Consider the following 26,311-nt stretch of genomic DNA (forward strand, 5'->3'; position numbering starts at 1 on the left):
GGTTTCCGTTATGGCTGATACCGCGACGCTCATGCCGTACGACGAGGCGCTGGAGCGCTTCGAGCCGGTGCTGGGGCTGGAGACGCACGTCGAGCTGGGCACCGCCTCGAAGATGTTCTGCGGCTGCCCGACGACCTTCGGCGCGCCGCCGAACACGCAGGTCTGCCCGGTGTGCCTGGCGCTGCCCGGCTCGCTGCCGACGGCCAACGAGAAGGCGATCGAGTCGACGATCCGGATCGGCCTCGCGCTCAACTGCACCATCGCGAAGTGGTGCAGGTTCGCCCGGAAGAACTACTTCTATCCGGACATGCCGAAGAACTACCAGATCAGCCAGTACGACGAGCCGCTGTGCACGGACGGCTACCTGGACGTCGAGGTGGACGGGAAGACCGTCCGCGTCGAGATCGAGCGGGTGCACCTGGAGGAGGACACCGGCAAGTCGACCCACGTCGGAGGCGCGACCGGGCGGATCCACGGCGCCGACTACTCGATCGTCGACTACAACCGCGCCGGCATCCCGCTCGTGGAGATCGTGACCAAGCCGATCGCGGGCACCGACCGGCTCGCTCCGGAGGTCGCCCGTGCGTACGTCACCGAACTGCGCGAGGTGATGCGCTCGCTCGGCGTGTCCGACGTGCGGATGGAGCAGGGCTCGCTGCGCTGCGACGTGAACGTCTCGCTGATGCCGCGCGGCTCTGCCGAGTGGGGCACCCGTACGGAGACCAAGAACGTCAACTCGCTGCGCAGCGTCGAGCGGGCGGTCCGCGGGGAGATCGAGCGCCAGGCGGCCATCCTCGCCGAGGGCGGCCGGATCGTGCAGGAGACCCGTCACTTCCACGAGGACACCGGTCAGACGACCTCCGGGCGGTCGAAGGAGGAGGCGCAGGACTACCGCTACTTCCCCGAGCCCGACCTGCTGCCGATGGCGCCCGACCCGGCCTGGGTCGAGTCGCTGAAGGCGGCGCTGCCCGAGCTTCCGTCGGCGCGGCGCAAGCGGCTCCAGCAGGAGTGGGGCGTGTCCGACCTGGACATGGCCGCCATGCACAACGCAGACGCGATCGACCTGGTCGAGGCGACGGTGGCCGCGGGTGCTCCCGCCGCCGACGCGCGCAAGTGGTGGATGGGCGAGCTGGCCCGGCGGGCCAACGAGTCGGGCACGGTGCTCGCCGACCTGCCCATCACTCCGGCGCAGGTCGCCCGGGTGACCGAGCTGGTCGCCTCCGGCGCGCTGAACGACAAGCTGGCCCGTCAGGTGCTGGAGGGCGTGCTCGCCGGCGAGGGCGGCCCGGACGAGGTCGTGGAGAAGCGCGGTCTCCAGGTGGTCAGCGACGAGGGCGAGCTGTCGGCGATCATCGACAAGGTGCTGGCGGACAACGCCGACGCCGCGGAGAAGGTGCGCGGCGGCAAGATCGCCGCCGTTGGCGCGTTGGTCGGCGGCGTCATGAAGGCCAGCCGGGGCAAGGCGGACGCGGGCCGGGCCCGTGAGCTGATCCTGGAGAAGCTCGGCGTCCAGGGCTAGGGCCTGACCCGCTCGCCGGGTGGGTGCGAGGCTGCCGTCAGCGGCTGTCCACAGCAGGATGTGAGAACGGCCGGTCACGATTACGCGTGACCGGCCGTCGGCCTTTCTTGGCCGGAGACTGCCGATACCAGCGCGGAAGGTGTTGCTTCAGGACATATCCAGCAGAGGGTGTTTTAGGGTTAACTGATCGGAGTTGACCTTGAGCTGGAGGAGACCGAGGCGTGCGCAACGCCGGAGCGTCCGTCGACCCGCCCACGGATCCGTCCGGGGCGGCGTCCGCGCCTCCGCAGAAACACCCGGTGCGCCGCGTCGCCTCGCTGCCCCGCGGGGTCTCGGCCCTTCCCCGGGGGGTGTCGGCCGACATCTTCGCCGAACCTCCCGCTCCCGCCGCTCCGGCCGCCAAGCCGTCCGGCAACGGAAACCTCCCGCCGCCGGCTCCACCGGTCGAGCCGTGGCGGGTCCCGGAGCGCCCGGCCCGTGAGGAACCCGCCGTCGTCGTGCCGCCGCCGGACCTCGAACTGCTGGACCCCGTCCCCCAGGGCCGTACGCTCCGCCGCGCGCTGATCGGCCTGGCGGCGTTGCTCCTGATGCTCTATCTCGTGCCGGCCGTCTCCATGGCGGGCAAGGTCCTGCCCGGCACCACGGTGCTCGGCGTGGACATCGGCGGGCAGAGCAGGACCGAGGCCGTCGCCACCCTGCGCGAACGGCTGTACGCCCAGGCCAGGACGCCGCTGATCGTACGGCAGGGCACGCGGCGGCTGACCGTGGACCCACAGCAGGCCGGTCTGATGCTCGACGCCGAGGCCACGGTCCGCGCCGCGCCCGGGGGCTTCCCCAGCCCGCCTGAGGTGTGGAACGCGCTGACCGGCAGCCAAGAGGTGAAGCCCGTCGTGTCGGTGGACCGCCGCAAACTCGACGAAACGGTGGCCAGGGTCGTCGCCGCGCCACTGGAGCGCCCGGGGCGCGAGGGCGGCGTCTCGTTCGACGGGGTCACCCCGGTCCCGACGTATCCGCGCGTGGGCCGTGTCATCGACAGGAGAGCGACGGCCGACCAGATCGTCAGGGGATACCTCGACCCCGAGGCCGTCATCGTGGTGCCCACGATGCGGGACCTGCCGCACATCACCCGTGCCGAGGTGCGGCGCGCCCTGCACTGGGCGCGACGTGCGGTGTCCGCGCCGCTCACGCTGGTCAACGGGACCGCCTCCGTCAGCCTGTCGCCGGCCACTTTGGCGCGGCACCTGACGTTCGCGCCCGAAGGAGCGGTCCTGCGGCCGCGCTTCGACGCCGTGGCGGCGATCGCCGGCGTCGAGCCCGCCCTGGTCGGTCCCGCGCGGGCGGCCCGCGACGCCACTGTCACGATCAAGGACGGCCGGCCGGTCCTGGTGCCCGGCAGGCCGGGCGACCGGGTGGACACGGGCCGCCTCGCCGCGGACGTGCTGGCCGCCCTCGACGGCGGCGGCCGTACGGTGGCCGTGTCGGTCGTGAACGGGCCGCCACGGATCACCGACGACGCGGCGCAGCGGATGGGGATCCGGGAGGAGGTCGGCCGTTTCACCACCTCCTACGCCTGCTGCCCGCAGAACGCGGGCAACATCCGCGCCGCCGCGGCACTCCTCGACGGCCGCCTGGTGGAACCGGGGGAGACGTTCTCGTTCAACGAGGTCGTCGGGCCGCGCACCGCGGCCGCGGGATTCGACGGCATCGGCCCCACCATGATCGACGGTCGGGCCGGCACCGAGGCGGCGGGGATGCCCCAGGTCGCGACCACCCTGATGAACGCCGTGCTCCGCGCCGGGCTCCGGGTCGCCGAGCACACCCCGCCCGAGGTCCATGACTCCCAGCTGCCGATCGGCACCGAGGCCGCCGTGTCCTTCCCCGGCCCCGACCTGCGCTGGAGGAACGACTCGCCGTACGGCGTGCTCGTCCAGGCCTCCGCCACGGGCACCTCGCTGACCGTGACGCTGTGGAGCACCAAGCGGTACGACGTGGACCTGCAGGGGCCGGTCGTCGGGCAGCGGCTCGAGTTGCCCGCCGTGACCGGTCAGGGCTCCGGCTGCGTCGCGACGCAGGGGCAGCCCGGTTTCACCGCCGTGGTGACGCGGGTGCTGCGGCAGGACGGCGAGGTGGTCTCCCGGCAGGCCTTCCGCACCTCCTACCGCGCCCAGGCCGAGACCGTCTGCCGCTGATCAGAAGGCGCTGATCAGAAGGCGCTGATCAGAAGGGGGCGCTGGTCAGGAGGAGGGCCGCACCACCAGGATCCGGTCGTCGCCGTCCCTGGGAGAGCCGCGCCCGTCCCGGTTGCTGGTGCTCACCCACAGTGTGCCGTCGGGCGCGGCGGCCACCGCGCGCAGCCTGCCGTACTCGCCCGTGTACAGCGCGGCGGGACGGCCCACGCGGCCCGAGGCGTCCACCGGCACCCGCCACAGGCGCTCGCCGCGCAGCGCCGCGGCCCACAGCGCCCCCCGGGCGTACGCGAGGCCGGACGGCGACGCCTCGGCGGTCGACCACGTGAGCAGCGGATCGGTGTATCCGGACCGGTTGCCCACCCCTTCGACGACCGGCCAGCCGTAGTTGCGGCCCTTCTCGATGAGGTTGATCTCGTCGTAGGTGTTCTGGCCGAACTCGGTGGCGAACAGGTGGCCCCGGTCGTCCCAGGCCAGGCCCTGCACGTTGCGGTGCCCGTAGGTCCACACCAGGGTGCCGAAGGGATTGCCCGCGGCGGGCCGGCCGTCCGCAGTCATGCGCAGGATCTTGCCGCCCAGGGAGTTCCTGTCCTGGGCCATGCCGCGTTCGCCGGTCTCCCCCGTCGAGGCGTACAGGTAGCCGTCGGGGCCGAAGGCGAGGCGGCCCCCGTTGTGGATGGCCCCCTTCGGGATGCCGCTGACGATCACCCGGCGGTCGGAGAGCCGTCCGTCGTAGCGGTAGCGGACGATCCGGTTGTCCTTCTCACCGGTGAAGTAGACGAAGACGAAGTGGTCGGTGCCGTAGCGGGGCGAGACGGCGACGCCCAGCAGGCCGCCCTCGCCGCTCGCGGACACCCCCTCGATCACGCCGGCCTCGTGGACCCGGCCGCCGGGTGTGATCCGCAGCAGCCGCGCCGACTCGCGCTCGGTCACCAGGGCGTCGCCGCCGGGCAGGAACGCGATCGCCCAGGGCACCGTCAGGCCGGTGACCAGTGTGCGCGGCGCGGCGGGGGTCACGTTCGTCTCACCGCCGCCCATGGTGGCGCCCGGAGTCGCACCCGCGGTGCCACCCGCGGTGCCATCCGGAGTCGCACCCGCGGTGGCGCCCGCACCTGCGCCCGTGACGTCGCTCGCGGCGGGCAGCGGCGGGGGAGTCCTGCCCCCGCCCTCCTCACCCGGCGCGCACCCCGCGGCCGCCGACAGAAGGGCCGCCCCCAGGAGTGCCACGCCCACGCCGTGCCTGTTCGCCATCCCCGATGACCTCCTCACGTACCCATACTCGCTGGCGGGGGTGATGGTTCCCTAGGTTGTTCCTGTGAAGATCTGGGTCGCATCACAGGACATCGCCGACGCACTCACGGAGCTTCCCGAAGGGCTCCCCGCCCTCGACTGCGCCGTGTACGACGGAAAGACGCCGCTCCCCGGTCCGCCCGAGGAGGTGGAGATCTGGGTGCCTCCGCTGGTCCCGGTGCCGGACATCCCCGGCCTTCTGGGCCGCATGACCGGCCTCCGCCTGCTGCAGACCGTGACGGCGGGGGTCGAGCCCTACCTGCCGCACGTGCCGCCGAAGGCGGTCCTGTGCAACGCGCGGGGCGTCCACGACGCGGGCACGGCCGAGTGGGCGGTGGGCGCGATGATCGCGATGCTGCGGGAGTTCCCCGGCTTCGCGGCCGCCCAGGCCAGACGCGAGTGGACCTACCACCACACCGGCGTCCTCGCCGACTCCACCGTGCTGATCGTCGGCTACGGCTCGATCGGCGAGGCGCTCGAACGGCGTCTGGCCGGATTCGAGGTGGACATCGTCCGGGTGGCGCGCACGGCCCGGGACAACGTGCACGGACAGGACGAACTGCCCGCGCTGCTGCCCGCCGCCGACGTGGTCGTGCTCCTGGTGCCCGCCACGACGGGGACGGCCGGTCTGGTGGACGCCGGGTTCCTCGCCCGGATGAAGGACGGCGCGGTGCTCGTGAACGCCGCGCGCGGGTCGGTGGTGGACGCCGACGCGCTGCTGGCCGAGTTGCGGACGGGCAGGCTGCGGGCGGCGCTCGACGTCACCCCCGTCGAACCGCTGCCGTCCGACCACCCGCTCTGGACCGCACCGGGCGTCTTCATCACCCCGCACATCGCCGGCAGCACGCCCGCGTCCATCAGGCGTACGCGAAGGCTCGTGCGGGAACAGGTGATCCGTCATCTGACGGGCCGTCCACTCGATAACATGATCACCGGGCATTACTGACCGCTCCATTAAGGATTCCGGAACGTGGCTGCCTCGTGACCTGGGGTGCGTACGGTGAAGCTCAGCGTCCGCGGCTGGTTATCAGATCGGTGACGACTCGCTCGTTGTCCCCCTCTCGATCAGCGGCTGTGCGCACACTGGCCATGTGACAGGGAGAGTAAAGCCGAGTCGAGAACGGGAGGGGCGACCATGACACACCCCACCGAACCCGGCGACGCTTATGCGACTCCGGCCTCCGCCGAAACCCCGGAGGACACGACGGCCGGCGGTGAAGCGGCGACAGGTGCAGAGGCGACGCGCGTGAAAGTCAGGCGTGACCCCCGGGTCCCACTCACCACCGCAGCCGGTCTCGGCGCGGTGGCGGTCGTCGTGGCCCTGGTCACCGGAGGCTCGGCGCCGGTCGTGACCGCGATCGCGGGGGTCGTCACCGGCCTCCTCGCGGCCGTCTCGCTGATCATGGCCGCCTCCCGCGTCGTCCCCGCCCACCGGCGTCAGCCCGGCGCCTTGCGGTGGATGGCCGCCGGGTCGCTGACCTGGCTCCTCGGCGTCGGCGTGCGTCCCGTGGCCGACGGCACGCCGTTCGTGCTCACGTTCGCCGACCTGCTCATGCTCGCCGGATCGGTGCTGCTCGCGATCGGCTGCGGCATGTCGGTGAAACCACCCGCGTTCACGCGCGGGGTGATACGCCAGGCGGCCGACGCCTACCTGGGCGCGGCGTCGGTCTTCGCCGTGGCCTGGGTCGCCGTGCTCGGCCCGGCGTTCAGGAAGGCGGAGGACACCGGAGCGTTCTTCGTCGCGCTCGCGCTGCCCGTGGTCTGCCTGCTCGCGGCCTGCGCCGTGACACCGGCCGTGGCGGCCTCCCGGTCGGGCAACCGGGTGGTCGGGCTCACCGGCGTAGGGGCGCTCACCGCGATAACGGTGGCGGAGATGGCCACGGCCCTCGCCCGCCTCGACGGCGACACCCCGCCGCTCGCGGCAGGGCTCGTCGTCCCGGCCATGCTGCTGGTCCTCGCCGTCGCCCCATGGGTGCAGGAGGACCGGCCGGCCAGGCCGCTGCCCGCCGCGCTGACGGCCGCCACCCCGCTCGTGCTCGTCGCCGCCGCCACGCTGGTCGCCACCCTGTACGTGATGCGGAGCAGCCGCGACGCCGCCCTGGCGGTCGTGGCCGCCTCGGTCGTCCTCGTCCTGCTCGGCCGGCTGTTCGTGCTCCTGGTCGAGACCGCGGGCATGCGCCGCCTCGTCGACGTCGGCGAGCAGCAACTGCGCAGGCTCGCCGAGAACACCGGCGACGTCGTGCTCGTGTGCGACACCTGCGGGGTGATCCAGGAGGTGGGCCCCGGCCTCGAGACGACGTACGGCTACCGCCCCGAGGACCTCGCCTTCCGGCCGATCTTCGACTACATCCACCCCGAGGACCTGCCGGCCGTACAGGCCCTGCTCGACCGCATGACGGACGAGGACGACGGGCCCGAGCAGGAGGGCGGCACCCGCATCTCCTGCCGCTTCCGCGCCTCCGACGGCACCTGGCGTCCCACCGAGTCCGTCGCCGCCCGGCACGTACGCGACGACGACCTCGTCCTGGTCACGATCCGCGACCTCAGCGACCAGGTGGCCCTGCGCAACCAGGTCACCCACCTGACCTTCCACGACGGGGTCACCGGGCTGCCCAACCGGGCCTACTTCGAGGAACGCGCCCGGGACGTGCTCACCCGCCGCGGTGCCGGCGGGACCGCGGTGATCTTCCTGGACCTCGACGGCTTCACCTCCGTCAACGACTCCGTCGGCCACGCCAGCGGCGATCACCTGCTCGGCCAGGCCGCCCGCCGCCTGCGCTCGGCCGTACGCGCCGACGACACGCTCGCCCGGTGGGGCGGGGACGAGTTCGCGGTGCTGCTGGAGGGCGGCGCGTCCGGCGGCGCCGACGCGCAGACCGCCATCGACCTGGCCGAGCGGCTCGTCCGCGCGGTCTCGAACGAGCCGTTCCACGTCGCGGACCGGGACGTCGCGCTGACGGCCAGCGTCGGCGTGGCGTTCGCCGAGGAGGACCTGCCGCCCGGAGACCTGCTGCGCAACGCCGACGTGGCGATGTCGCGGGCCAAGGAGCTCGGCGGGCGCCGGGTGGAGGTCTTCGCCACCCACATGCACGCCGACGTCCTGCGCCGCCTGGAGATCGCCTCCGACCTGCAGCGGGCGCTGCTGGAGAACCAGTTCGCGATCGAGTACCAGCCCGTGGTCGACCTGGCCACGTCGCGGGTGACCGCCGTCGAGGCGCTGGTGCGCTGGTGGCGGGGCAGCACGTTCGTGCCGCCGGAGCAGTTCCTCGGGCCCGCCGAGGACACCGGGATCATCGTGCCGCTCAGCGAGTGGATCCTGCGCGAGGCGTGCCGCGAGGTGGCGGCCTGGCGCGCGTCGTCCTGGGACATCGGGCTCGCGCTGAACCTGTCCGCACGGCAGATCATGGCCCCGCGTTTCGTGGAGACCGTGGCGGAGGCGCTGAGCGAGAGCGGGCTGCCCGCCAGTGCGCTGACCCTCGAGGTCATCGAGGAGATGCTGGTCGAGGACGCCGGGGAGATGATCAGCAGGCTGTCCGAGCTGAGGACCCTCGGCGTACGGCTGGCCATCGACGACTTCGGCACCGGCTACGCCTCGCTCGCGTTCCTGCGCCAGCTGCCGGTCGACATGATCAAGATCGACCCGTCGTTCGTCTCCGGGCTCGGCCGCGACGACACGCTGACCCTGCTGACGAAGACGATCGTGCAACTCGGCAACGACCTCGGCCTGATCGTCGTCGCCGAGGGCATCGAGCGTCCCGAGCAACTCGACCTGCTGCGCAAGATGGGCTGCACGCGTGGCCAGGGCTATCTGGTGGCCCGCCCCATGACCGCGCGCGGCGTCGACTCCCTGATGCCCACCACCACCCTCCAGAACACCGCCTAGGCGTGTCTCCCGCGTCGCTCGTATGGGCGCTGGGATCCGCCGGGCCGTGCCGGAGGCGCGCCAGGCCACGGCAAGCGGTGACATAACCTGGGAGTCCGTTGCGGGTGTCTTGGATGGCGAGACGGGCGTCCCAGATGATTTGACGTGGAGGCGCTCCATCGGACATCGTTGTAGCCATGCATAGCGGTGGGATTCTCGTAGTACTTCGCAGGCGCGCAGCCTGACGAAGCACTCGGTCCTGCGCGCGCCCCAGCTCCGCCCAGCGGATGGGGCATTTTTTATGCCAGGAGTCACGCCAAGCAGCCCAGCCAGAAGCAAGCTCAGCCACAAGGAACGAGCCGATGACCGAGAAAATGACAGGTGCCCAGGCCCTCGTGCGGGCACTGGAGCACGTCGGGGTCGACACGGTGTTCGGGATCCCGGGCGGGGCCATTCTCCCCGCCTACGATCCCCTCTACGACTCGACCAAGGTCCGGCACGTGCTTGTACGGCACGAGCAGGGCGCCGGCCACGCGGCCGAGGGGTATGCGCAGGCGACCGGCAGGGTCGGCGTGTGCATGGCCACCAGCGGCCCGGGAGCGACCAACCTGGTCACCCCGATCGCCGACGCCTACATGGACTCGGTGCCGATCGTGGCGATCACCGGTCAGGTGTCCACGCCGCTGATCGGGACCGACGCCTTCCAGGAAGCCGACATCTCCGGCATCACCATGCCGATCACCAAGCACAACTTCCTGGTGACCAAGGCCGAGGACATCCCGCGGACCATCGCCGAGGCGTTCCACATCGCCGCGACCGGCCGCCCGGGGCCGGTGCTGGTGGACATCGCCAAGGACGCCCTGCAGGCCACGACCACCTTCTCCTGGCCGCCGGTCATGCAGCTGCCCGGCTACCGCCCGGTGACCCGGCCGCACTCGAAGCAGATCCGCGAGGCCGCCCGGCTGATGACCGAGGCCAAGCGGCCGGTGCTCTACGTCGGCGGCGGCGTGCACAAGGCGCGGGCCGCCTCCGAGCTGCTGGAGCTGGCCGAGCTGACCGGCATCCCGGTGGTCACGACGCTGATGGCGCGGGGCACCTTCCCCGACAGCCACCCCCAGCACATGGGCATGCCCGGCATGCACGGCAGCGTGTCCGCGGTCGGCGCGCTGCAGCGTTCGGACCTGTTGATCGCGCTCGGCACCCGCTTCGACGACCGCGTCACCGGGGAGCTGTCCAGTTTCGCGCCGCACGCGAAGGTGATCCACGCCGACATCGACCCGGCGGAGATCTCCAAGAACCGGCATGCCGATGTGCCGATCGTGGGCGACTGCCGTGAGGTGATCGGAGATCTGATCACGGCGGTGCGGACCGAGCAGGCCGACGGCCGCAAGGGCGACTACGCCGACTGGTGGCGGATCCTCAACGGCTACAAGCAGACCTACCCGCTGGGGTATGAGGAGTTCGCCGACGGGTCGCTCGCCCCGCAGTATGTGATCGAGCGGCTGAGCGCGCTGGTGGGGCCGGAGGCGATCTACACCGCGGGTGTGGGCCAGCACCAGATGTGGGCCGCGCAGTTCATCACCTACGAGCACCCGGGGACGTTCATCAACTCCGGTGGTGCGGGCACGATGGGCTTTTCCGTCCCGGCCGCGATGGGCGCGAAGATGGGCTGCCCGGACAAGGTCGTGTGGGCGATCGACGGCGACGGGTGTTTCCAGATGACCAACCAGGAGCTGGCGACCTGCGCGATCGAGGGTGTGCCGATCAAGGTGGCGGTCATCAACAACGGCAACCTCGGCATGGTCCGCCAGTGGCAGACCCTGTTCTACGACGAGCGGTATTCCAACACCGACCTTCAGCGGGTCAAGCGGATTCCCGACTTCGTGAAGCTGGCCGAGGCGTACGGTTGTGTCGGCCTGCGGTGCGAGCGTCCCGAGGACGTGGACGAGACGATCCGCAAGGCCATGGAGATCAACGACGTGCCGGTGGTGGTCGACTTCGTCGTGCACCAGGACGCGATGGTCTGGCCGATGGTCGCCGCCGGCACCAGCAACGACGACATCAAGTACGCCCGCGACATGGCGCCGAACTGGGAGGGTGGAGAATGAGCCCCGCCCCGGCCCGACCCGATCACGACCAGCATCGCGAGGAGCAGGCATGAGCCGCCACACGCTGTCCGTCCTGGTGGAGAACAAGCCGGGCGTGCTGGCCCGGGTCGCCGCCCTGTTCAGCCGTCGCGGGTTCAACATCGACTCGCTGGCGGTCGGGCCCACCGAGCACGACGACATCTCGCGGATGACCATCGTCGTCAACGTGGAGGACCTCCCGCTGGAGCAGGTCACCAAGCAGCTCAACAAGCTGGTCAACGTCATCAAGATCGTCGAGCTCGACAACAGCCAGTCGGTGCAGCGCGAGCTGATGTTGATCAAGGTGCGGACCGACTCCGAGAGCCGGTCGCACGTTCTCGAACTCGTGAACCTCTTCCGGGCGCGTTGCGTGGACGTGGCCCCGGACGCGGTCACGATCGAGGTCACCGGGACGACCGACAAGCTGGAGGCGTTCGTCCGGGTCCTTGAGCCGTACGGCATCAAGGAGCTCGTGCAGTCGGGCATGGTGGCCATCGGCCGCGGTGCCCGTTCCATCACCGACCGCTCGCTTCGCGCCCTCGACCGCAGCGCATAGCTCCCATGGCAGGCACGTCGCGACGGACAACCCGTGAAAGGCAAGCAAGTGACTGAGATCTTCTACGACGACGACGCCGACCTGTCGATCATCCAGGGCCGCCACGTCGCGGTGCTGGGTTACGGCAGCCAGGGCCACGCGCACGCGCTGAGCCTGCGCGACTCGGGGGTGGACGTCCGGGTCGGCCTGCCCGAGGGCTCCAAGAGCCGGGAGAAGGCCGAGGCCGACGGGCTGCGCGTGCTGTCGCCGGGCGAGGCCGTCGAAGAGGCCGACCTCACGATGATCCTCGCGCCGGACCACATCCAGCGGCACCTGTACGCCGAGCACGTCGCGCCGAACCTCGTCGAGGGCGACGCGCTGTTCTTCGGCCACGGTCTCAACATCCGCTACGGCCTCATCGAGGCCCCGGCGGGCGTCGACGTCGCCATGGTGGCGCCGAAGGGCCCGGGTCACCTGGTCCGCCGCCAATACTCGGCCGGCCGCGGCGTGCCCTGCCTGGTCGCCGTCGAGCGCGACGCCACCGGCAGCGCCTGGCCGCTCGTGCTGTCGTACGCCAAGGGCATCGGCGGCACCCGCGCCGGCGCGCTGAAGACGACCTTCACCGAGGAGACCGAGACCGACCTGTTCGGTGAGCAGGCCGTGCTGTGCGGCGGCGTCTCCGAGCTGATCAAGGCCGGGTTCGAGACGCTGATCGAGGCCGGCTACCAGCCGGAGGTCGCCTACTTCGAGTGCCTCCACGAGATGAAGCTGATCGTGGACCTGATGTACGAGGGCGGCATCTCCAAGATGTACTGGTCGGTGTCCGACACCGCCGAGTACGGCGGTTACACCCGCGGCCCGCGCGTGGTCAACGAGGAGACCAAGAAGGAGATGCGCCGCATCCTGGACGAGATCCAGGACGGCCGCTTCGCCCGCGAGCTGGTCGAGGAGTTCGACTCCGGCCAGACCAACTTCAAGCGCTACCGCGAGGAGCTGGCGGGCCACTCCATCGAGCAGACCGGTGGCAAGCTCCGCCCGATGATGAGCTGGCTCAAGGGCGAGCAGGCCTGACGCTCGCGATCGCTCGCGTGACCGCGGCGCCGCGCCCCGCCGACGAGGTGGGGAGCGGCGCCGCGTCGCGTTCACCGGCCGTCAGGGGCCGGGCGAGTCAGCACCGGGCGGGCTTGAGCCAGGAGCACTCGAGGTCGCCGGCCGGCCGCTCCGGGGACGACGTGGCTTCCTCCCGCGGCGACGACCCGGGGGTCACGCTGCGCGCGGCCGCCGTCTCGTCCACCGTCTCGTCGACTGGGGCCTTCCTGCTGAACTGGGCCAGCCTGACGGCGATCCGGTCCTCCAGGTCCCTGGGCGGGCCGGACAGGTAGCCGTTGCTGACGACCGAGAAGACCAGCGGCTCGCCGTCCGCGCTGGTCACGTAGCCCGACAGCGCGGTCACACCGGTCAGCGAGCCGGTCTTGGCGTGCACGTTCCCGGCCGCCGCCGTGCCGCGCATCCTGCTGCGCAGCGTCCCGCCGACCATCCGGTCGGCCTCTCCCGCGATCGGCAGGGCGGCGTACCAGGTGGGGAACCAGGGCTTGCCGCGCACCGCCGCGAGCAGGGCCGTGATTCCGGCGGGCGTCAGGGCGTCCACCCTGGACAGGCCGGAGCCGTCCCGCAGCCGCAACGTCTTCACACCGTTCGCCTGCGCGAACGCGGTCGTCACGGCGAGTCCGGCCGCCCACGTCCCCGCGCCGGAGACCTTGCGTCCCATCGTCTTGGTGAGGATCTCCGCGTGCATGTTGTTGCTCAGCTTCAGGAACGGCACGAGCAGGTCGCCGAGGGTCATCGACCGGCGTGAGGCGACCGTGGCCGCCTTCGCCGGAGCGGTCCCGCGCACGGTCGGCCCGAGCACCTTCACGCCGTGCCGGGCCAGCCCCTCCCGGAACAGGGTGGCCGCATAGAGCGTGGGGTCCCACACCGCGACCCACTCGTCGTACGGCTCGGAGACCGTGCCGCTGACCACGACGGTGTTGGTGCCGTGCTGCCGCTCGACGAGCACGTCCGTCTCGTCGCCGGTGACGGCCCTGTTCACGATCTTCACGTAGTCCGTCGGCGGCGTGGTGGAGACCTTGGCGGGCGTGCCGGGGCCGTCTCCGGGCGCGACCGAGACGATCACCGAGCCCGCGTCGTAGTCGGTGTCGGGCGCCGCGGTCAGCGCGGAGATCTGCCCGGCGTAGTAGTACGGCTCGTCGTCCCACGCCCAGTCGGTGCCGAGCCGTACGTCGTCGAACCAGGTGTCGTCGGCGACCAGCCGTCCCGTGACGACCTTGACCCCGGCCGCCGCGACCTCGGCGGCGAGCGCGTCGTAGTCGGCGGCGAGCATGGTGGGGTCGCCTGTGCCCCGCAGCGTGAGGTCCCCGACGACCGTGCGGCCCACCTTGGACGCGGCGAGCACGTCGGTCGTGAACCGGAAGTCGGCGCCGAGCGTGTCGAGCGCGGCGGCCGAGGTGAGCAGCTTGGTGTTGGAGGCGGGGGCGAACAGCTTGTCCGCGTCGAGGGAGTAGAGGTCCTCGCCGGTGGCCGCGGCGCGCACGGCGACGCCCGCCCGCGCGGGGGCCAGCCGGGAGTCGGCGAGGATCTGGTCGAGGTCGCGGGTCAGGTCCGCGACGCCTGGGGCCGGGTCCCGCGCCCCGGCGGGGAGGCCGGAGCCCGCGATCCCGGTGGCCAGGACGGCGCCGGCCAGCATGATCGTGATTCGTCGTGACAACCGCACAGTCCGCTCCCGGGTGAGTGGCTTTCCGCGATCGTCGGTGAGCCGTGCCAGGTCGGCAATACGGAAATCTACGTATAACGATCAGCCCGGCATCGAGACCAGGAACACGCAGTCGCCGAAGGACACCTCGTCGCCGGCCCGCACGGCCGCGGGACCGACCAGGCGCCAGCCGTTCAGCCGGGTGCCGTTCATCGAGCCGAGGTCGACGAGCAGCCACGAGTCGTGTTCCCGCCGCAGCTCGGCGTGCACCCGCGAGACGGTCAGGTCGGCGAGGACGAGGTCGCAGGAGGAGCCGCGGCCGACCAGGTAGCGGGCCCGGCCGTCGGCGGGCAGGGCGAGCCGGGGCAGCCGGGGACGCCGCCAGGCGGACTCGATCCGGCTGCTCAGCTCCGACACGGAGGCGACGGCGTCGGTGATCCGCCTGCGCCAGCGCCCGCGGTGCGGGAGGTCGGCGACCAGCTCGTCCAGCTCGTTGCGGTTGCGAGCACGAAGCGCCAGGTCCACCCGGCCGACGAAGGTCTCCATGGACAGGCGTCCTTCGGCGGCCCGGTCGCGGAGCTCGCTGAGCGCGCGCTCGCGGTCCCCGTCCGAGGCGCGAACCGGGGGAGAGCTCATGATTGGAGTATCCGCCGCAGTGGTCCGAGGTGTCCAGAAGACCGCCGTATTCCCCGCCAATCCCGGCGCGGGAGCGGGGCCGCCGGGCGTGGCGGCCCCGCTCCCGCGCCGGGCCGGGGCGTTTCTACTGCCGGTCTACTGCCGGCCGAAGTCCTGGGTCCAGTACGGGCCGCCGGCGGCGACGTACCCGACCCCGATGTCGGTGTAGGTGCAGTTGAGGATGTTCTGCCGGTGTCCGGGGCTGTTCATCCAGCCCTGGACCACCGCCTGGGCCGTGCCGTAGCCCTTGGCGATGTTCTCGGCCGCCGCCCGCCAGGTGTATCCGGCGGCCGTGATGCGGTCGGAGAAGGAGCGGCCGTCCTTCGAGGTGTGGTCGAAGTAGTTCTTGGCGGACATGTCGGCCGAGTGGGCGTACGCGGCGGCGCGCAGGCGCGCGTCGTGCTTCAGCGGGCCGCAGCCCGCCTTCGCCCGCTCGACGTTGGTGAGGCGGACGACCTCGTTCTCGATGGCGGTGCCCACGGCCGAGCCACTCGTGGGAGAGGCGCTGGGAGTGGTGGGGGCGGGGGCGCTCGCGGAGGGACTCGTGGCAGGGGCCGTGCTGGGGACGGCGGAGGGGCTGGTGGTGGGGACGGCGGTGGGGCTTGGGGAAGAGGTGGCGGTGGGAACCGGGGTGGGGACGTCGCAGTCGAGGCGCACCGGCCTCGACCGCGACAGGTGGCCGCGGTAGTCGGTGACGACGCTGTAGTAGGCGCCGTCGACGCAGGTCAGCGCGACGACGACGCGCGCGTTCCTGACCACCTTGGAGCCGCTCTTGACCACGCGGTCCGGGCCCGGCCTGCTCTTCACGATCCGGACCCGGAAACGGGCGTCGTCGATGCAACCGGCTCGCGAGCCCGCCGCGCGGATCTTGCCGTCCACGCTGACGTAGGGCTTCGCGGCGGCGACCCGGCAGCCCGCGTGCCAGGCCTCGGCCTGAGCGGGGCCGGCCGCCACGCCGACGGCCGCGACGCTGCCGAGGCACAGGACCGCTCCGAGCGCTCTGTTCACGATCATTCCTCCAGTGGGGGTTAGACGCTGGGGAAGTCGTCATTATGGTGCGCTACAGACCGACATGTGGGGATAAATCGGTCCAAACCCTAAAGTATCTACCTTCTCTTAAACTTCCTTTATCCACCGTACAGCCTGAGATGTCCCATAATCCCCAGGTCAGTGGCGTGATCAGCGCGGCGACCGCCTTCAGGGGCGCTTAAGGTCGTCCGCGGCCTTCCGGGCCACGCGTTCCAGCTCCTCGCGGTAGCTCTCCCACCACGACGGATCGCCGGCCGTCACGATCTCGTCGCCGTCCCGGTATCCGGCGGCGCCGTCGATCGACTCGCGGACGATGTCGGCGTGGCCGGCGTGCCGGTGCGTTTCGGCGATCATGTGGACCAGCACGCGGTGCAGGGTCGCCCGCCGGTGCTCCTCGGGCCACCACACGATGTCGGCGGCCGACTCCAGCGGCAGCGCCGCGATCGTGGCGTCCGCGTGTCTCCAGGCGCGCCGGTACACCCCGGTGACGTACTCGCGGGACTCCTCGGCGGTGGCCCACATGTCCGCGTTCCTGGCGAAGGCGGCCGGTCCCAGATCGGGACGGAACCAGGGCACGGCCTCCTCGAAGTGACGGCCGAACACGAACCCCAGATACAGCAGCTCGACGCCGGTCAGATGCTTGACCAGCCCCAGCAGGTTGGTGCCCGTCGGCGTCAGCGGGCGGCGGACGTCGTACTCCGACAGCCCGTCGAGCTTCCACAGCAGGGCGTCGCGGGCGTCCTGCAGATAGCGGCGCAGGTCGGCCTTCAGATCCGCCTCGGTCATCATGGCGTCTCTCCTGTTCGGAAAGGAACGGTCGGGAGCCGGTCGTGCTCCCTGGGAGGGGAGACTCCCGATGTGAGGCAGAATCGTCGCTCGTGGGCGAGGTTTTTTCCCCGGCGGCGGACGGCGACCTGGCGCGGGCGCGAGACGGGGACGAGGCCGCGTTCGGCCGGCTGGTCCGGCCGCTGCGCCCGGAGCTGCACGCCCACTGCTACCGCATGCTCGGCTCGGTCCACGACGCCGACGACGCCCTCCAGGACGCCCTGCTGCGGGCCTGGCGGGGCCTCGCCCGCTTCGAGGGCCGCTCCTCACTGCGCTCCTGGCTGTACGCCGTGACCACGCATGCCTGCCTCGACCTCGTGGAGAGCCGGGGCAGGCGGGCGCTGCCGATGGACCTTGGCCCGTCGAGCGAGCGCGCGGTCGTCGACGGGCAGGGCCCGCCCGGCGACGTCGCCTGGCTGGGCCCCTACCCCGACGCCGGCCCGGCGGACGGCCCGGCGGGGCGCTACGAGCGGCGCGAGGCCGTGGAGCTCGCCTTCGTCGCCGCTCTGCAGCACCTGCCCGGCAACCAGCGTGCGGCGCTGCTGCTCTTCGAGGTGCTCGGCTTCTCCGCCGCCGAGATCGCCGCGATGATGAAGACCTCGGCCGCCTCCGTGAACTCGGCTCTGGCGCGGGCCCGCAGGATCCTCGCGGAGAAGGCGCCCTCCCCCGACCGGCAGCGGGCGCCGCGCACGATCGGCGACCCCCGGGTGCGGGAGATCGCCGTCGGATTCGCATCCGCCCTGGAACGCGGGGACGCCGACGCCCTGATCGCGCTGCTCACCGACGACGTCACCTGGTCGATGCCCCCGCTGCCGCACTGGTATCGCGGTATCGCGGCGGTCGCCGACTTCGCCGTGCGGGTGCCGCTCACCCGCTGCCCGAGCTGGCGATACGTCCTGACCGGCGCGAACGGACAGCCGGCCGTGGCCTTCTACGTCGGCGAGGGCGCCGCCCGCCCGCACGCCGCCTGGTCGATCACCGTGCTGACCCTGCGGGACGAGCGGATCTGCGAGATCACCTCATTCCTCGGCGTGGAGCACTTCGCCGGGTTCGGGCTGCCCGCCGTCTTTCCCGGCGTTCTCGGCACCGGAGACGGCGGGCGCTGAGGCCGCGGTCCCGGCCGCGCCGGCGACGGCGGCGAGGCGGCCGGCGGTGAGGTCATACCTGAGGGTCATCAGCACGCCCGCGAACGTGATCAGGGCGGGCACCACGGTCACGCCGATCACCACGGCGAGGTGGGCGCTGTCCGGCTGGGTCACCGGATGCTCGGGATCGGAGGAGACGAAGCCTCCCGCGCTCAGCACCCACCCGTACGCGGTCGCCCCGAGCGCCGCCACCGCGTTCTCCACCGCGGTCCACAGGCCGGTGAAGACCCCGCCCCTGCGCTCGCCGCTCACTGCGCCGTCGTACGCGATGACGTCGGCGAGCATGGAGAACTGCAGCAGTTGCAGGCCCGCGTAGCCGACGCCCACGATCATCACGCACAGGTGCGCGTACAGCTCGCCGAGCGCGGGCGTCGCGAGGATCAGCAGCGCGCCGGCCGTGAACAGCGCGCCGGACAGGATCATCGCGCCGCGCTTGTCGAGTTTGCGGGCCAGCCACACCCACAGCGGCATCGTGACCAGCATCGGCCCCACGAGCGCCGCGAAGAGCGTGGTGGTGGCGGAGGTGTCGTCGAGCGCGTAGGCGGCGAAGTAGGGCGCCCCGGCGAGCATCACGCCGGCCCCGAGCGTCTGCGCGGAGCTGAGCCCGAGCAGCCACAGGAACTGCTTGCTGGTGCGGGCGGCGGCGAGCTGCTCCCGCAGCGTCCCCTCGGACCTCTGCTGGCCGGTGAAGGGCGCGCGGGCGGTGCCGAAGAACGAGCCGAGCATCGCGACGAGCAGGATCACGCCGAAGACGACGCCCATGGTGCGATACCCGCCGGCCGTCTCGCCGGCGATCATCGGGGCGAGGATGCCGCTCATCGCGATCCCGACCGCGATGAGGACCATGCGCCACTGCAGCAGCGAGGTCCGCTCGTGGTAGTCCGTGGTCATCTCCGCGGGCATCGCCTTGTACGGCACCTCGTAGAGGGCGTATCCGGTCGCGGCGGCCAGGAAGGCGAGGCCCACGTACAGGGCGGCGGGCACGCCGGTGAGCGGCGGCCCGGCGAACATGAGGGCGAACGACACCGGCAGCACGACGGCGCCGGCGAGCAGCCAGGGCCGGCGCGGTCCCCAGCGTGAGACCGTGCGGTCCGACCACCGGCCGACCAGGGTGTTGGCGACCAGGTCCCAGGCCTTGGGCAGGAAGAGCACGACGCCCGCGAACGCGGCCGGCACCGCGAGCACGTTCGTCATGTAGAAGAGCAGCAGCAGCCCGGGGATCGTGGAGAAGTTGGCCGTGCAGAACGAGCCGACGGCGTACCCGAGGCGAACCCCGAGGGAGACCTTCGACGGGGAGGGCGTCGCCGTGGAGACCATGGCGACATTCAAGCCGAGCAAGCGACCGTTAGGAAGGACCGTCAGGCAACGGTTCGGCGGCTGCCCGGTGTCTCGCCGATCTCCGCGGGCGGCGCCGGCGGAGATCGGCGACGGGCTTCCGGCTCAGTCGCGCACGTCGGGGCAGACGACGTGCGCGCCGACCTCGATCAGGCGGCGTTCGGTGTGCGCGTCGGCGACCCGGGCCATGAGCACCGGGGCCTCGCTGGCCGCCAGCTGCGGCAGCCGGGCGCGCACCCGCCGGTGCAGCTCCTTCACGATGTCGTCGGCGGCGAGGATGTGCACCTTGACGTGCAGCATGATCCCCCACAGCCCGGCGGCCGTGCGCGCCTCGGAGATCCAGACGTGGTGGACGTAGGGATACTCAGGAAGCAGTTCGGCGACCGCCACCCGCAGCGCCGGCAGGATCGGATGGCGGGTCCTGCGGTAGCCGGGGTCAACGACCTGCATCGCCCCCGACAGGTGCTGGCGGGGGGCGGGGATCCACTGCGACGGAAGCGCGGAGGGCGCCGCCGCGACCGGCGCGGGCATGGGCGGGGCGGGCGCGGGCGGCGGGGGAGCCTGCCGCGTGGCCTGCGCGCGGGTCACGGTCGCCATCGCGCCCGTGGCGTACGCCGTGGGGGCGGCCGAGCCCATGGCCGACAGCGCCGGAGCGGGACCGGTGCGGGTCTGCTCCAGATGGCGCCGCAGGTCGTCGATCGGCACGGCGGCCGCAGCGGGGCCGGCCGCGTCGATCACGATCTCGCGCACGCCCGTGACGCGCTGGATGTCGAGGATGGTGTCGGCGTCGCACGCCGACAGCGAGTGGCTGCCACGGTGCCGGGCGTAGGTCGCCGGTCCCGTGTAGCCCAGCAGAACGCGTTCGCCGTTCTGTGTCGTGCCGAGCACCACGGAGCGGTCGGGTCGGACCGCCACCAGGATGCCCCACTCCGCGAGAGCCGCCAGGAGTTGCCGGGGGCTGCCATGCCGCGCGAGAACGTCGCCCAGGGAGGGGTTCCCGATGCTCATAGCCTGAACGATAGGGACTGGACCATGGCGAATCAGGCTAATCCCCAGATTAGGTGCGATCAATACCGAGATGGGTGGCAGTCCGTATGGATCAGGCGTAGCCGGGGTACATCGACCGGCTGGGCACGTACGCGAGCGAGTCTCATGATTCCCGTGAATCCCATCAGAACCTTCTGAAGGCCCGGGCGGCGCGAAGCCGTACCGATCGAGAATCTGAGACCGGGTCGTCGTGCCGTCGCGACACCGCCGAGACCTTGCGTGTCTCGTATGCCGGGCGCTCGTGAGAGCTTTCACAAGGCCCCGATAGACTCACGTCGTCCGCGCTGTCGCACTTCACGAAGGACTCAACCCAGTGAACAAGCCCGTCGTACTTGTCGCAGAAGAGCTCTCAGAAGCGGGTCTCGCCGTGCTCGGCGCGGATTTCGAGGTCCGGCACACCGACGGCGCCGACCGGTCGCAGCTGCTGCCCGCCCTCGCCGACGTGGACGCCCTGATCGTACGCAGCGCCACCCAGGTGGACGCGGAGGCCATCGCGGCGGCGCCCAAGCTGCGTGTCGTCGCCCGCGCCGGCGTGGGCCTGGACAACGTCGACGTCGAGGCCGCGACCAAGGCCGGCGTCATGGTCGTGAACGCCCCGACCTCCAACATCACCAGCGCCGCCGAGCACACGGTCGCGCTGATCCTCGCCAGCGCCCGCAACGTCGCCCAGGCGCACTCCGCGCTCAAGGGCGGCGAGTGGAAGCGCTCGAAGTACACCGGCGTCGAGCTCGACGAGAAGGTCATCGGCATCCTCGGCCTCGGCAAGATCGGCCAGCTCGTCGCGCAGCGCCTGCAGCCGTTCGGCGTCGAGATCATCGCGTACGACCCCTACCTGCAGCCGGCCCGCGCGGCGGCCATGGGCGTGCGGCTGGCGTCGCTGGAGGAGGTGCTCCAGCAGGCCGACTTCATCACGGTCCACCTGCCGAAGTCGAAGGAGACCATCGGTCTCATCGGCGACCGCGAGCTGCACATGGTCAAGCCGACCGTCCGCCTCATCAACGTCGCCCGCGGCGGGATCATCGACGAGAACGCCCTCTACTCCGCCCTCAAGGAGGGCCGCGTCGCGGGCGCGGGCATCGACGTGTTCTCCAAGGAGCCCTGCACCGACAGCCCGCTGTTCGAGTTCGACCAGGTCGTGGTGACGCCGCACCTCGGCGCCTCCACCCACGAGGCCCAGGAGAAGGCCGGCACGCAGGTCGCCCGCAGCGTCAAGCTGGCACTCGCCGGCGAGTTCGTGCCCGACGCGGTGAACGTCCAGGGCGGCGCGGTCGCCGAGGACGTCAAGCCGGGCCTGCCGCTCACCGAGAAGCTGGGCCGCATCTTCACCGCGCTCGCGGGCGAGGTGGCCACCCGCCTGGACGTCGAAGTCCGCGGCGAGATCTCCTCGCAGGACGTCCGGGTCCTGGAGCTGGCCGCGCTCAAGGGCGTCTTCACCGGCGTCGTCGAGGACGCGGTGACCTACGTCAACGCGCCGCTGCTGGCCAAGGACCGCGGCGTCGTGGTCGAGCTGGTCACCAGCGCGGAGAGCCCCGACTGGCGCAACGTCATCACCGTGCGCGGCGTGCTCGCCGACGGCCGCACGGTCTCGGTCTCCGGCACCCTGTCCGGCCCGCGGCAGATCACCAAGATCGTCGAGGTCAACGGCTACGCGATGGAGATCGAGCCGACCGAGCACCTGGCGTTCTTCACCTACGCCGACCGCCCCGGCATCGTCGGCATCGTCGGCCGCCTGCTCGGCGAGCACAACGTGAACATCGCCTCCATGCAGGTCTCCCGGGACGTGAAGGGCGGCAAGGCCCTCATCGCGCTGACGGTCGACACGGCGATCCCGTCCGAGGTCGTCGAGCAGATCGCGGCGGAGATCGGCGCCGACAGCGGCCGTACGGTCGACCTGGAGGACTGACGCCTCGACATCGGCTCATCGGACGGCCCGGCGCCCCGCGCGCCGGGCCGTTCGCGTTCTCCGTGTTTCCCACCCCGCGGACTCTGTCTCAGGAAGTGAGATACTAGGTCGTCCTACGAGATTGTGGGGTACTCTTGCGATGACGAGGCGCCCCGCACTTCCACCTGCCGCGACGGGGCCTGATCAGGGCAGGCCGGCCCGTCGCGGAGCGCCGCGCCGCCGGCCTTCGGCCCGCCCGTGACGCGTGACCCGCGTTCCATCGGCGGCCGACGTTCCGGATCCGCGACAGGCGGATCCGCTCTCAGCATTCCTCCGTCGAAGAGAGAATCGCCATGTACGAGATGTATCCCTGGGGCCGTTCCGAGGACGCTGAGGACGAGGCGGCCGCGGCGCTGCAGATCGCGCTCGACCGTCGCGACAACGGGGGCGTACCGCAGCGCTGACCTGGCCGGGATCGGCGGGACCGGCCACCCTCCGGATGTGTCAATCTTGAGTGCGTGGTGAGCATCGGCGGTGGGGCCGCGAACACGACCAGCCTGCTCCGGCTGATCAACCAGCGGGCGGTGTTCACCGAGATCTTCCGCCTCGGCAAGGCCTCGCGTCCCGAGCTCGCCCAGGTGACCGGGCTGTCGAAGCCGACGATCTCGATGGCGCTGGCCGACCTGGAGCGTGCCAGGCTCGTCCGCCCGGTCGGGCTGCGCACCGGCGGCACCGGCCGCGCCGCGCTGCTTTATGAGATCAGGCCGGAGGCGGGCTGGGTGCTCGCCGCCGACATCGGCCGCACCACCGTGCGGCTCGCCCTCGCCGACCTCGTGGGCGACGTCGTCGTCCGCAGGCAGGAGCCCTCGGCGGCGCGGTCGTACGACGGCCTGCTGAGGCAACTGGAGCGGCTGGCGGCCGAGGTCGTCGCCGAGGCCGGCCTGGAGCCCGGTGATGTCACCGTCACCGTGTTCGGCACCCCGGGAATCCACGATAAGGAGAACGGGGCGCTCCGGCTCGCGCCGAGCCTGCCCGGCTGGGAACGTCCCGGCGCGGTGGACGCGCTGGCCGGCGTGACGGGCTCGCCCTACACCGTGGAGAACGACGTCGACCTCGCCGCGGTGGGGGAGGGCGCCTACGGACTGGGCAAGGGGGTCTCCCACTTCGTCCTCGTGTCCATCGGCACGGGCGTCGGCATGGGGGTGGTCATCGACGACGGTCTCTACCGGGGCGCCCGGGGAGCGGCCGGCGAGATCTCCTACCTGCCGGTGGGCGTGCCGGGGAGTGAGGACGGCCCGGGCCTCGACCGAAGGCGCGGCGAGTTCGAGTCGGTCGCGTCCGCCGACGGCATCGTCGCGGCGGCGGCACGCCTCGGCATGACGGCGGCCACGGCCGGGGAGGTCGTCGAGGCGGCGCACCGCGGCGACGCGGTCGCGCGCACGGTGGTGGCCGCCGAGGCCGACCTCGTCGCCCGTGCCCTCGCCGGGGTGATCGCCGTGCTCGACCCCGAGCTGGTCGTGCTCGGCGGCGGCGTCGGCGCACAGGCCGGCGACCTGCTCGCCGGTCCGGTGGCGGAACGGCTGGAGACGCTGGTGGCTCTCACGCCGCCGCGGATCGAGGTGTCCACGCTCGGGCCGGACGCCGTGATCCTCGGGGCGCTGGCGGTCGGGCTGTCCACGGCGCGGGACCTCGTCTTCGAGCGTGCCGTTGCGGCGGGACCCGTCTGACGGGCGGGTACGCCCGGGTATGGACCGAATGGTGAGATCGTGTTTCGATCTCCGAGACAACCGGTAAGGTACACGCATGGAGTCGAGCAACATCCGCCTGGCAGTGATCCCCGGTGACGGTATCGGCACCGAGGTCGTCGCCGAAGGCCTCAAGGTCCTCAACGCCGCGGGCGTCAAGTCCGAGACCACCGAGTACGACCTCGGTGCCAAGCGCTATCACGCGACCGGGCAGACGCTCCCCGACGAGGTGCTCGACGAACTGCGCGGCTACGACGCGATCCTGCTGGGCGCCGTCGGCGACCCGAGCGTGCCGCCCGGCGTCCTGGAGCGCGACCTGCTGCTGCGCCTGCGCTTCGAGCTCGACCACTACGTGAACCTCCGCCCGGTCAAGCTGTTCCCCGGCGTGACGACCCCGCTCGGACAGGCCCGCCCCGAGGACATCGACATGGTCGTCGTCCGTGAGGGCACCGAGGGCCCGTACGCCGGCGCCGGCGGCGCGATGCGCCGCGGCACGCCGCAGGAGATCGCCACGCAGGAGTCCCTGAACACGGCCTACGGCGTCGAGCGCGTCGTGCGCTACGCCTTCGAGAAGGCCCTGGGCCGGCCGCGCCGCAAGCTGACGCTGGTCCACAAGACCAACGTGCTGACGTACGCGGGCGACCTGTGGGCGCGCACCGTCGACCGGCTCAGCCTGGAGTATCCCGAGGTCGAGACCGACTACTGCCACGTCGACGCGGCCTCCATGTTCTTCATCACGCAGCCGCAGCGGTTCGACGTGATCGTCACCGACAACCTGTTCGGCGACATCCTGACCGACATCGGCGCGGCGGTCGCCGGCGGCATCGGCCTGGCGGCCAGCGGCAACGTCAACCCGGCCCGCACGGCGCCGTCCATGTTCGAGCCCGTCCACGGCAGCGCGCCGGACATCGCGGGCCAGGGCAAGGCCGACCCGACCGCCACGATCCTGTCGGTCGCCATGCTCCTCGACCACCTCGGCCACGCCGAGGCGTCGGCCCGGGTCGAGCAGGCCGTGGCCGACGACCTGATCGAGCGCCAGGGCGCGTGGACGGCGCGCTCCACCCGTGAGATCGGCGACGACATCGCCGCCCGAGTAGCCGGCTGATCCCGGCCGCTCATCCCGACATCACGCGCATGGCGGCCCGGTATGGGCCGCCATGCGCTTTTTCATACCTGTCGAATGCCCTAGTTTTCCCTTAGCCGACTCGTCGCACAATTACTACGACGACGTAGAGAGAAGGACCTCGCATGACCACCCACCTCAGGTTCGACGTGCAGCTCAATCCGCAGGCCCGCAGTGCGGCCGAGCGCGAGCAGGTGCTGGCGAGCCCCGGCTTCGGTCAGGTCTTCACCGACCACATGATCTCCATCGACTGGAGCGAGGGGGAGGGCTGGCACGACGCGAAACTTCAGCCGTACGGTCCGCTCGTCCTTGACCCCGCCACGTCGGTGTTCCACTACGCCCAGGAGCTGTTCGAGGGGCTCAAGGCGTACCGGCAGCCGAACGGCTCGATCGTCGCCTTCCGGCCGTACGCGAACGCGGCGCGGTTCAACCTGTCGGCGCTGCGGATGGCGATGCCGGAGCTGCCCGAGGAGACGTTCGTCGAGTCGCTCGAACTCCTCGTGCAGACCGACCGCGACTGGGTGCCGACCGCCGAGGGTCACAGCCTCTACCTGCGCCCCTTCATGATCGCCACGCAGCCCGCCCTCGGGGTGAACCACCCCTCGCGGAACTACAAGTACATGGTGATCGCCTCGCCCGCCGCGTCGTACTTCACCGGCGGCCTCAAGCCGGTCTCGGTCTGGCTGTCCACGGAATACACCCGCGCGGCGCCCGGCGGCACCGGGTTCGCCAAGTGCGGCGGCAACTACGCGGCGGCGTTCGTGGCCCAGCGGCAGGCCGTCGAGGAGGGCTGCGACCAGGTCGTCTGGCTCGACGCCTTCGAGCACCGGTGGGTGGAGGAGATGGGCGGGATGAACCTGTTCTTCGTCTTCGGCGACCGTCTCGTCACCCCGGCGCTCACCGGGACGCTGCTGCCCGGCATCACCCGCGACTCGATCCTCAGCCTCGCCGGTGAGCTCGGATACACGGCGGAGGAGGGCAAGATCTCCATCGAGGAGTGGCAGGCGGGCTGCGAGTCCGGCGAGCTCACCGAGGTCTTCGCCTGCGGCACCGCCGCCGTGGTCACCCCCGTCGGCTCCGTCAAGGGCGTCGACCGGAGCTGGACCGTCGGCGACGGCACCCCCGGGCCGGTCACGATGAAGATCCGTGAGGAGCTCGTGGGCATCCAGTACGGCAGCCGCCCCGACGCCCACCACTGGATCCACAAGATCTGCTGAGGGTCCGGGCAGAGCCCGCGC

The 26,311-nt window shown here is 71.6% G+C and carries 19 protein-coding genes; 12 read left to right on the forward strand and 7 right to left on the reverse strand.

The genetic code is table 11. The annotated features are described in order from the left end of the window. The first annotated feature begins 10 nt into the window (after window positions 1-10). Window positions 11-1,519: an Asp-tRNA(Asn)/Glu-tRNA(Gln) amidotransferase subunit GatB gene (gene gatB / locus ABZ860_RS25915; protein ID WP_357224727.1), complete on the forward strand. Its 1,509-nt coding sequence runs from the start codon at window positions 11-13 to the stop codon at window positions 1,517-1,519. Window positions 1,520-1,740: 221 nt separating this feature from the next. After that, on the forward strand, window positions 1,741-3,708 hold the full coding sequence (locus ABZ860_RS25920) for a VanW family protein (protein ID WP_357224730.1): 1,968 nt from the start codon (window positions 1,741-1,743) through the stop codon (window positions 3,706-3,708). Window positions 3,709-3,753: 45 nt separating this feature from the next. On the opposite strand, the gene ABZ860_RS25925 is transcribed toward ABZ860_RS25920, so the two are convergent. Beyond that, a complete protein-coding gene (locus tag ABZ860_RS25925; protein WP_357224731.1) occupies window positions 3,754-4,956 on the reverse strand; it encodes a PQQ-dependent sugar dehydrogenase in 1,203 nt (400 codons plus the stop codon). A gap of 64 nt (window positions 4,957-5,020) precedes the next feature. Here ABZ860_RS25925 and ABZ860_RS25930 point away from each other — a divergent pair, with 64 nt between their 5' ends. The 5 genes from ABZ860_RS25930 to ilvC all read left to right on the forward strand — a co-directional run bounded on the left by ABZ860_RS25930 (window position 5,021) and on the right by ilvC (window position 12,589). After that, window positions 5,021-5,941: a 2-hydroxyacid dehydrogenase gene (locus ABZ860_RS25930; protein WP_357224733.1), complete on the forward strand. Its 921-nt coding sequence runs from the start codon at window positions 5,021-5,023 to the stop codon at window positions 5,939-5,941. 300 nt (window positions 5,942-6,241) lie between these two features. Continuing rightward, window positions 6,242-8,878 (forward strand): EAL domain-containing protein, encoded by a 2,637-nt coding sequence (locus ABZ860_RS25935; protein WP_357224735.1) that lies wholly within the window; start codon window positions 6,242-6,244, stop codon window positions 8,876-8,878. 266 nt (window positions 8,879-9,144) lie between these two features. Next, window positions 9,145-10,965 (forward strand): acetolactate synthase large subunit, encoded by a 1,821-nt coding sequence (locus tag ABZ860_RS25940; RefSeq protein WP_357224737.1) that lies wholly within the window; start codon window positions 9,145-9,147, stop codon window positions 10,963-10,965. 49 nt (window positions 10,966-11,014) lie between these two features. Continuing rightward, complete coding sequence (gene ilvN, locus ABZ860_RS25945) at window positions 11,015-11,539, forward strand: acetolactate synthase small subunit (protein WP_030506098.1); 525 nt, start codon at window positions 11,015-11,017, stop codon at window positions 11,537-11,539. Window positions 11,540-11,596: 57 nt separating this feature from the next. Next, the gene (gene ilvC, locus ABZ860_RS25950; protein ID WP_142562269.1) at window positions 11,597-12,589 is read left to right on the forward strand and encodes a ketol-acid reductoisomerase; all 993 of its coding nucleotides are present in this window, start codon (window positions 11,597-11,599) and stop codon (window positions 12,587-12,589) included. Between the two features lie 97 nt (window positions 12,590-12,686). Here the strand turns inward: ilvC and dacB are convergent, their stop codons facing one another. The 4 genes from dacB to ABZ860_RS25970 all read right to left on the reverse strand — a co-directional run bounded on the left by dacB (window position 12,687) and on the right by ABZ860_RS25970 (window position 16,760). Further along, on the reverse strand, window positions 12,687-14,288 hold the full coding sequence (dacB, locus tag ABZ860_RS25955; RefSeq protein WP_357224740.1) for a D-alanyl-D-alanine carboxypeptidase/D-alanyl-D-alanine-endopeptidase: 1,602 nt from the start codon (window positions 14,286-14,288) through the stop codon (window positions 12,687-12,689). Window positions 14,289-14,369: 81 nt separating this feature from the next. Continuing rightward, complete coding sequence (locus tag ABZ860_RS25960; RefSeq protein ID WP_357224742.1) at window positions 14,370-14,903, reverse strand: DUF1707 and FHA domain-containing protein; 534 nt, start codon at window positions 14,901-14,903, stop codon at window positions 14,370-14,372. A 135-nt stretch (window positions 14,904-15,038) separates the two neighbouring features. Then, the gene (locus ABZ860_RS25965) at window positions 15,039-15,950 is read right to left on the reverse strand and encodes a CAP domain-containing protein (RefSeq protein WP_357224744.1); all 912 of its coding nucleotides are present in this window, start codon (window positions 15,948-15,950) and stop codon (window positions 15,039-15,041) included. Between the two features lie 189 nt (window positions 15,951-16,139). Further along, entirely contained in the window at window positions 16,140-16,760 is a 621-nt protein-coding gene (locus ABZ860_RS25970; RefSeq protein ID WP_357224747.1) for a DinB family protein, read from the reverse strand. 89 nt (window positions 16,761-16,849) lie between these two features. Here ABZ860_RS25970 and ABZ860_RS25975 point away from each other — a divergent pair, with 89 nt between their 5' ends. Further along, complete coding sequence (locus ABZ860_RS25975; RefSeq protein ID WP_357224748.1) at window positions 16,850-17,902, forward strand: sigma-70 family RNA polymerase sigma factor; 1,053 nt, start codon at window positions 16,850-16,852, stop codon at window positions 17,900-17,902. Here ABZ860_RS25975 and ABZ860_RS25980 read toward each other — a convergent pair. Both ABZ860_RS25980 and ABZ860_RS25985 read right to left on the reverse strand, forming a co-directional pair. Then, window positions 17,816-19,258, reverse strand: a complete 1,443-nt coding sequence (locus tag ABZ860_RS25980) for an MFS transporter (protein WP_357224750.1) — start codon at window positions 19,256-19,258, stop codon at window positions 17,816-17,818. The two genes, ABZ860_RS25975 and ABZ860_RS25980, sit on opposite strands and share 87 nt — an antisense overlap. Window positions 19,259-19,381: 123 nt before the next feature. Further along, a complete protein-coding gene (locus ABZ860_RS25985; RefSeq protein ID WP_357224752.1) occupies window positions 19,382-20,284 on the reverse strand; it encodes a hypothetical protein in 903 nt (300 codons plus the stop codon). Window positions 20,285-20,636: 352 nt separating this feature from the next. On the opposite strand from ABZ860_RS25985, the gene serA reads away from it, so the two are divergent. The 4 genes from serA (at window position 20,637) to ABZ860_RS26005 (ending at window position 26,290) form a co-directional block, all read left to right on the forward strand. Continuing rightward, the gene (gene serA, locus ABZ860_RS25990; RefSeq protein WP_357224754.1) at window positions 20,637-22,226 is read left to right on the forward strand and encodes a phosphoglycerate dehydrogenase; all 1,590 of its coding nucleotides are present in this window, start codon (window positions 20,637-20,639) and stop codon (window positions 22,224-22,226) included. 497 nt (window positions 22,227-22,723) lie between these two features. Continuing rightward, window positions 22,724-23,932 carry an ROK family transcriptional regulator gene (locus ABZ860_RS25995; protein ID WP_357224756.1) on the forward strand — a complete coding sequence of 403 codons (1,209 nt, stop codon included), beginning with the start codon at window positions 22,724-22,726 and terminating at the stop codon, window positions 23,930-23,932. 76 nt (window positions 23,933-24,008) lie between these two features. Next, window positions 24,009-25,055: a 3-isopropylmalate dehydrogenase gene (locus tag ABZ860_RS26000; protein ID WP_357224758.1), complete on the forward strand. Its 1,047-nt coding sequence runs from the start codon at window positions 24,009-24,011 to the stop codon at window positions 25,053-25,055. Window positions 25,056-25,198: 143 nt separating this feature from the next. Then, window positions 25,199-26,290 (forward strand): branched-chain amino acid aminotransferase, encoded by a 1,092-nt coding sequence (locus ABZ860_RS26005; protein ID WP_357224760.1) that lies wholly within the window; start codon window positions 25,199-25,201, stop codon window positions 26,288-26,290. Window positions 26,291-26,311 lie beyond the last annotated feature (21 nt).

It is taken from the genome of Microbispora sp. NPDC046973, assembly GCF_040644495.1.
In the GTDB taxonomy this organism is placed as follows: Bacteria; Actinomycetota; Actinomycetes; order Streptosporangiales; family Streptosporangiaceae; genus Microbispora.

What these genes read in the sequence shown, in the direction of transcription:
- gatB (WP_357224727.1), top strand. Translation starts at nt 11, where the DNA reads ATGGCTGATACCGCGACGCTCATGCCGTACGACGAGGCGCTGGAGCGC.
- ABZ860_RS25925 (WP_357224731.1), bottom strand. Translation starts at nt 4,956, where the DNA reads ATGGCGAACAGGCACGGCGTGGGCGTGGCACTCCTGGGGGCGGCCCTT.
- ABZ860_RS25940 (WP_357224737.1), top strand. Translation starts at nt 9,145, where the DNA reads ATGGGGCATTTTTTATGCCAGGAGTCACGCCAAGCAGCCCAGCCAGAA.
- ilvN (WP_030506098.1), top strand. Translation starts at nt 11,015, where the DNA reads ATGAGCCGCCACACGCTGTCCGTCCTGGTGGAGAACAAGCCGGGCGTG.
- ABZ860_RS25960 (WP_357224742.1), bottom strand. Translation starts at nt 14,903, where the DNA reads ATGAGCTCTCCCCCGGTTCGCGCCTCGGACGGGGACCGCGAGCGCGCG.
- ABZ860_RS25970 (WP_357224747.1), bottom strand. Translation starts at nt 16,760, where the DNA reads ATGATGACCGAGGCGGATCTGAAGGCCGACCTGCGCCGCTATCTGCAG.
- ABZ860_RS25980 (WP_357224750.1), bottom strand. Translation starts at nt 19,258, where the DNA reads ATGGTCTCCACGGCGACGCCCTCCCCGTCGAAGGTCTCCCTCGGGGTT.
- ABZ860_RS25985 (WP_357224752.1), bottom strand. Translation starts at nt 20,284, where the DNA reads ATGAGCATCGGGAACCCCTCCCTGGGCGACGTTCTCGCGCGGCATGGC.
- ABZ860_RS26000 (WP_357224758.1), top strand. Translation starts at nt 24,009, where the DNA reads ATGGAGTCGAGCAACATCCGCCTGGCAGTGATCCCCGGTGACGGTATC.
- ABZ860_RS26005 (WP_357224760.1), top strand. Translation starts at nt 25,199, where the DNA reads ATGACCACCCACCTCAGGTTCGACGTGCAGCTCAATCCGCAGGCCCGC.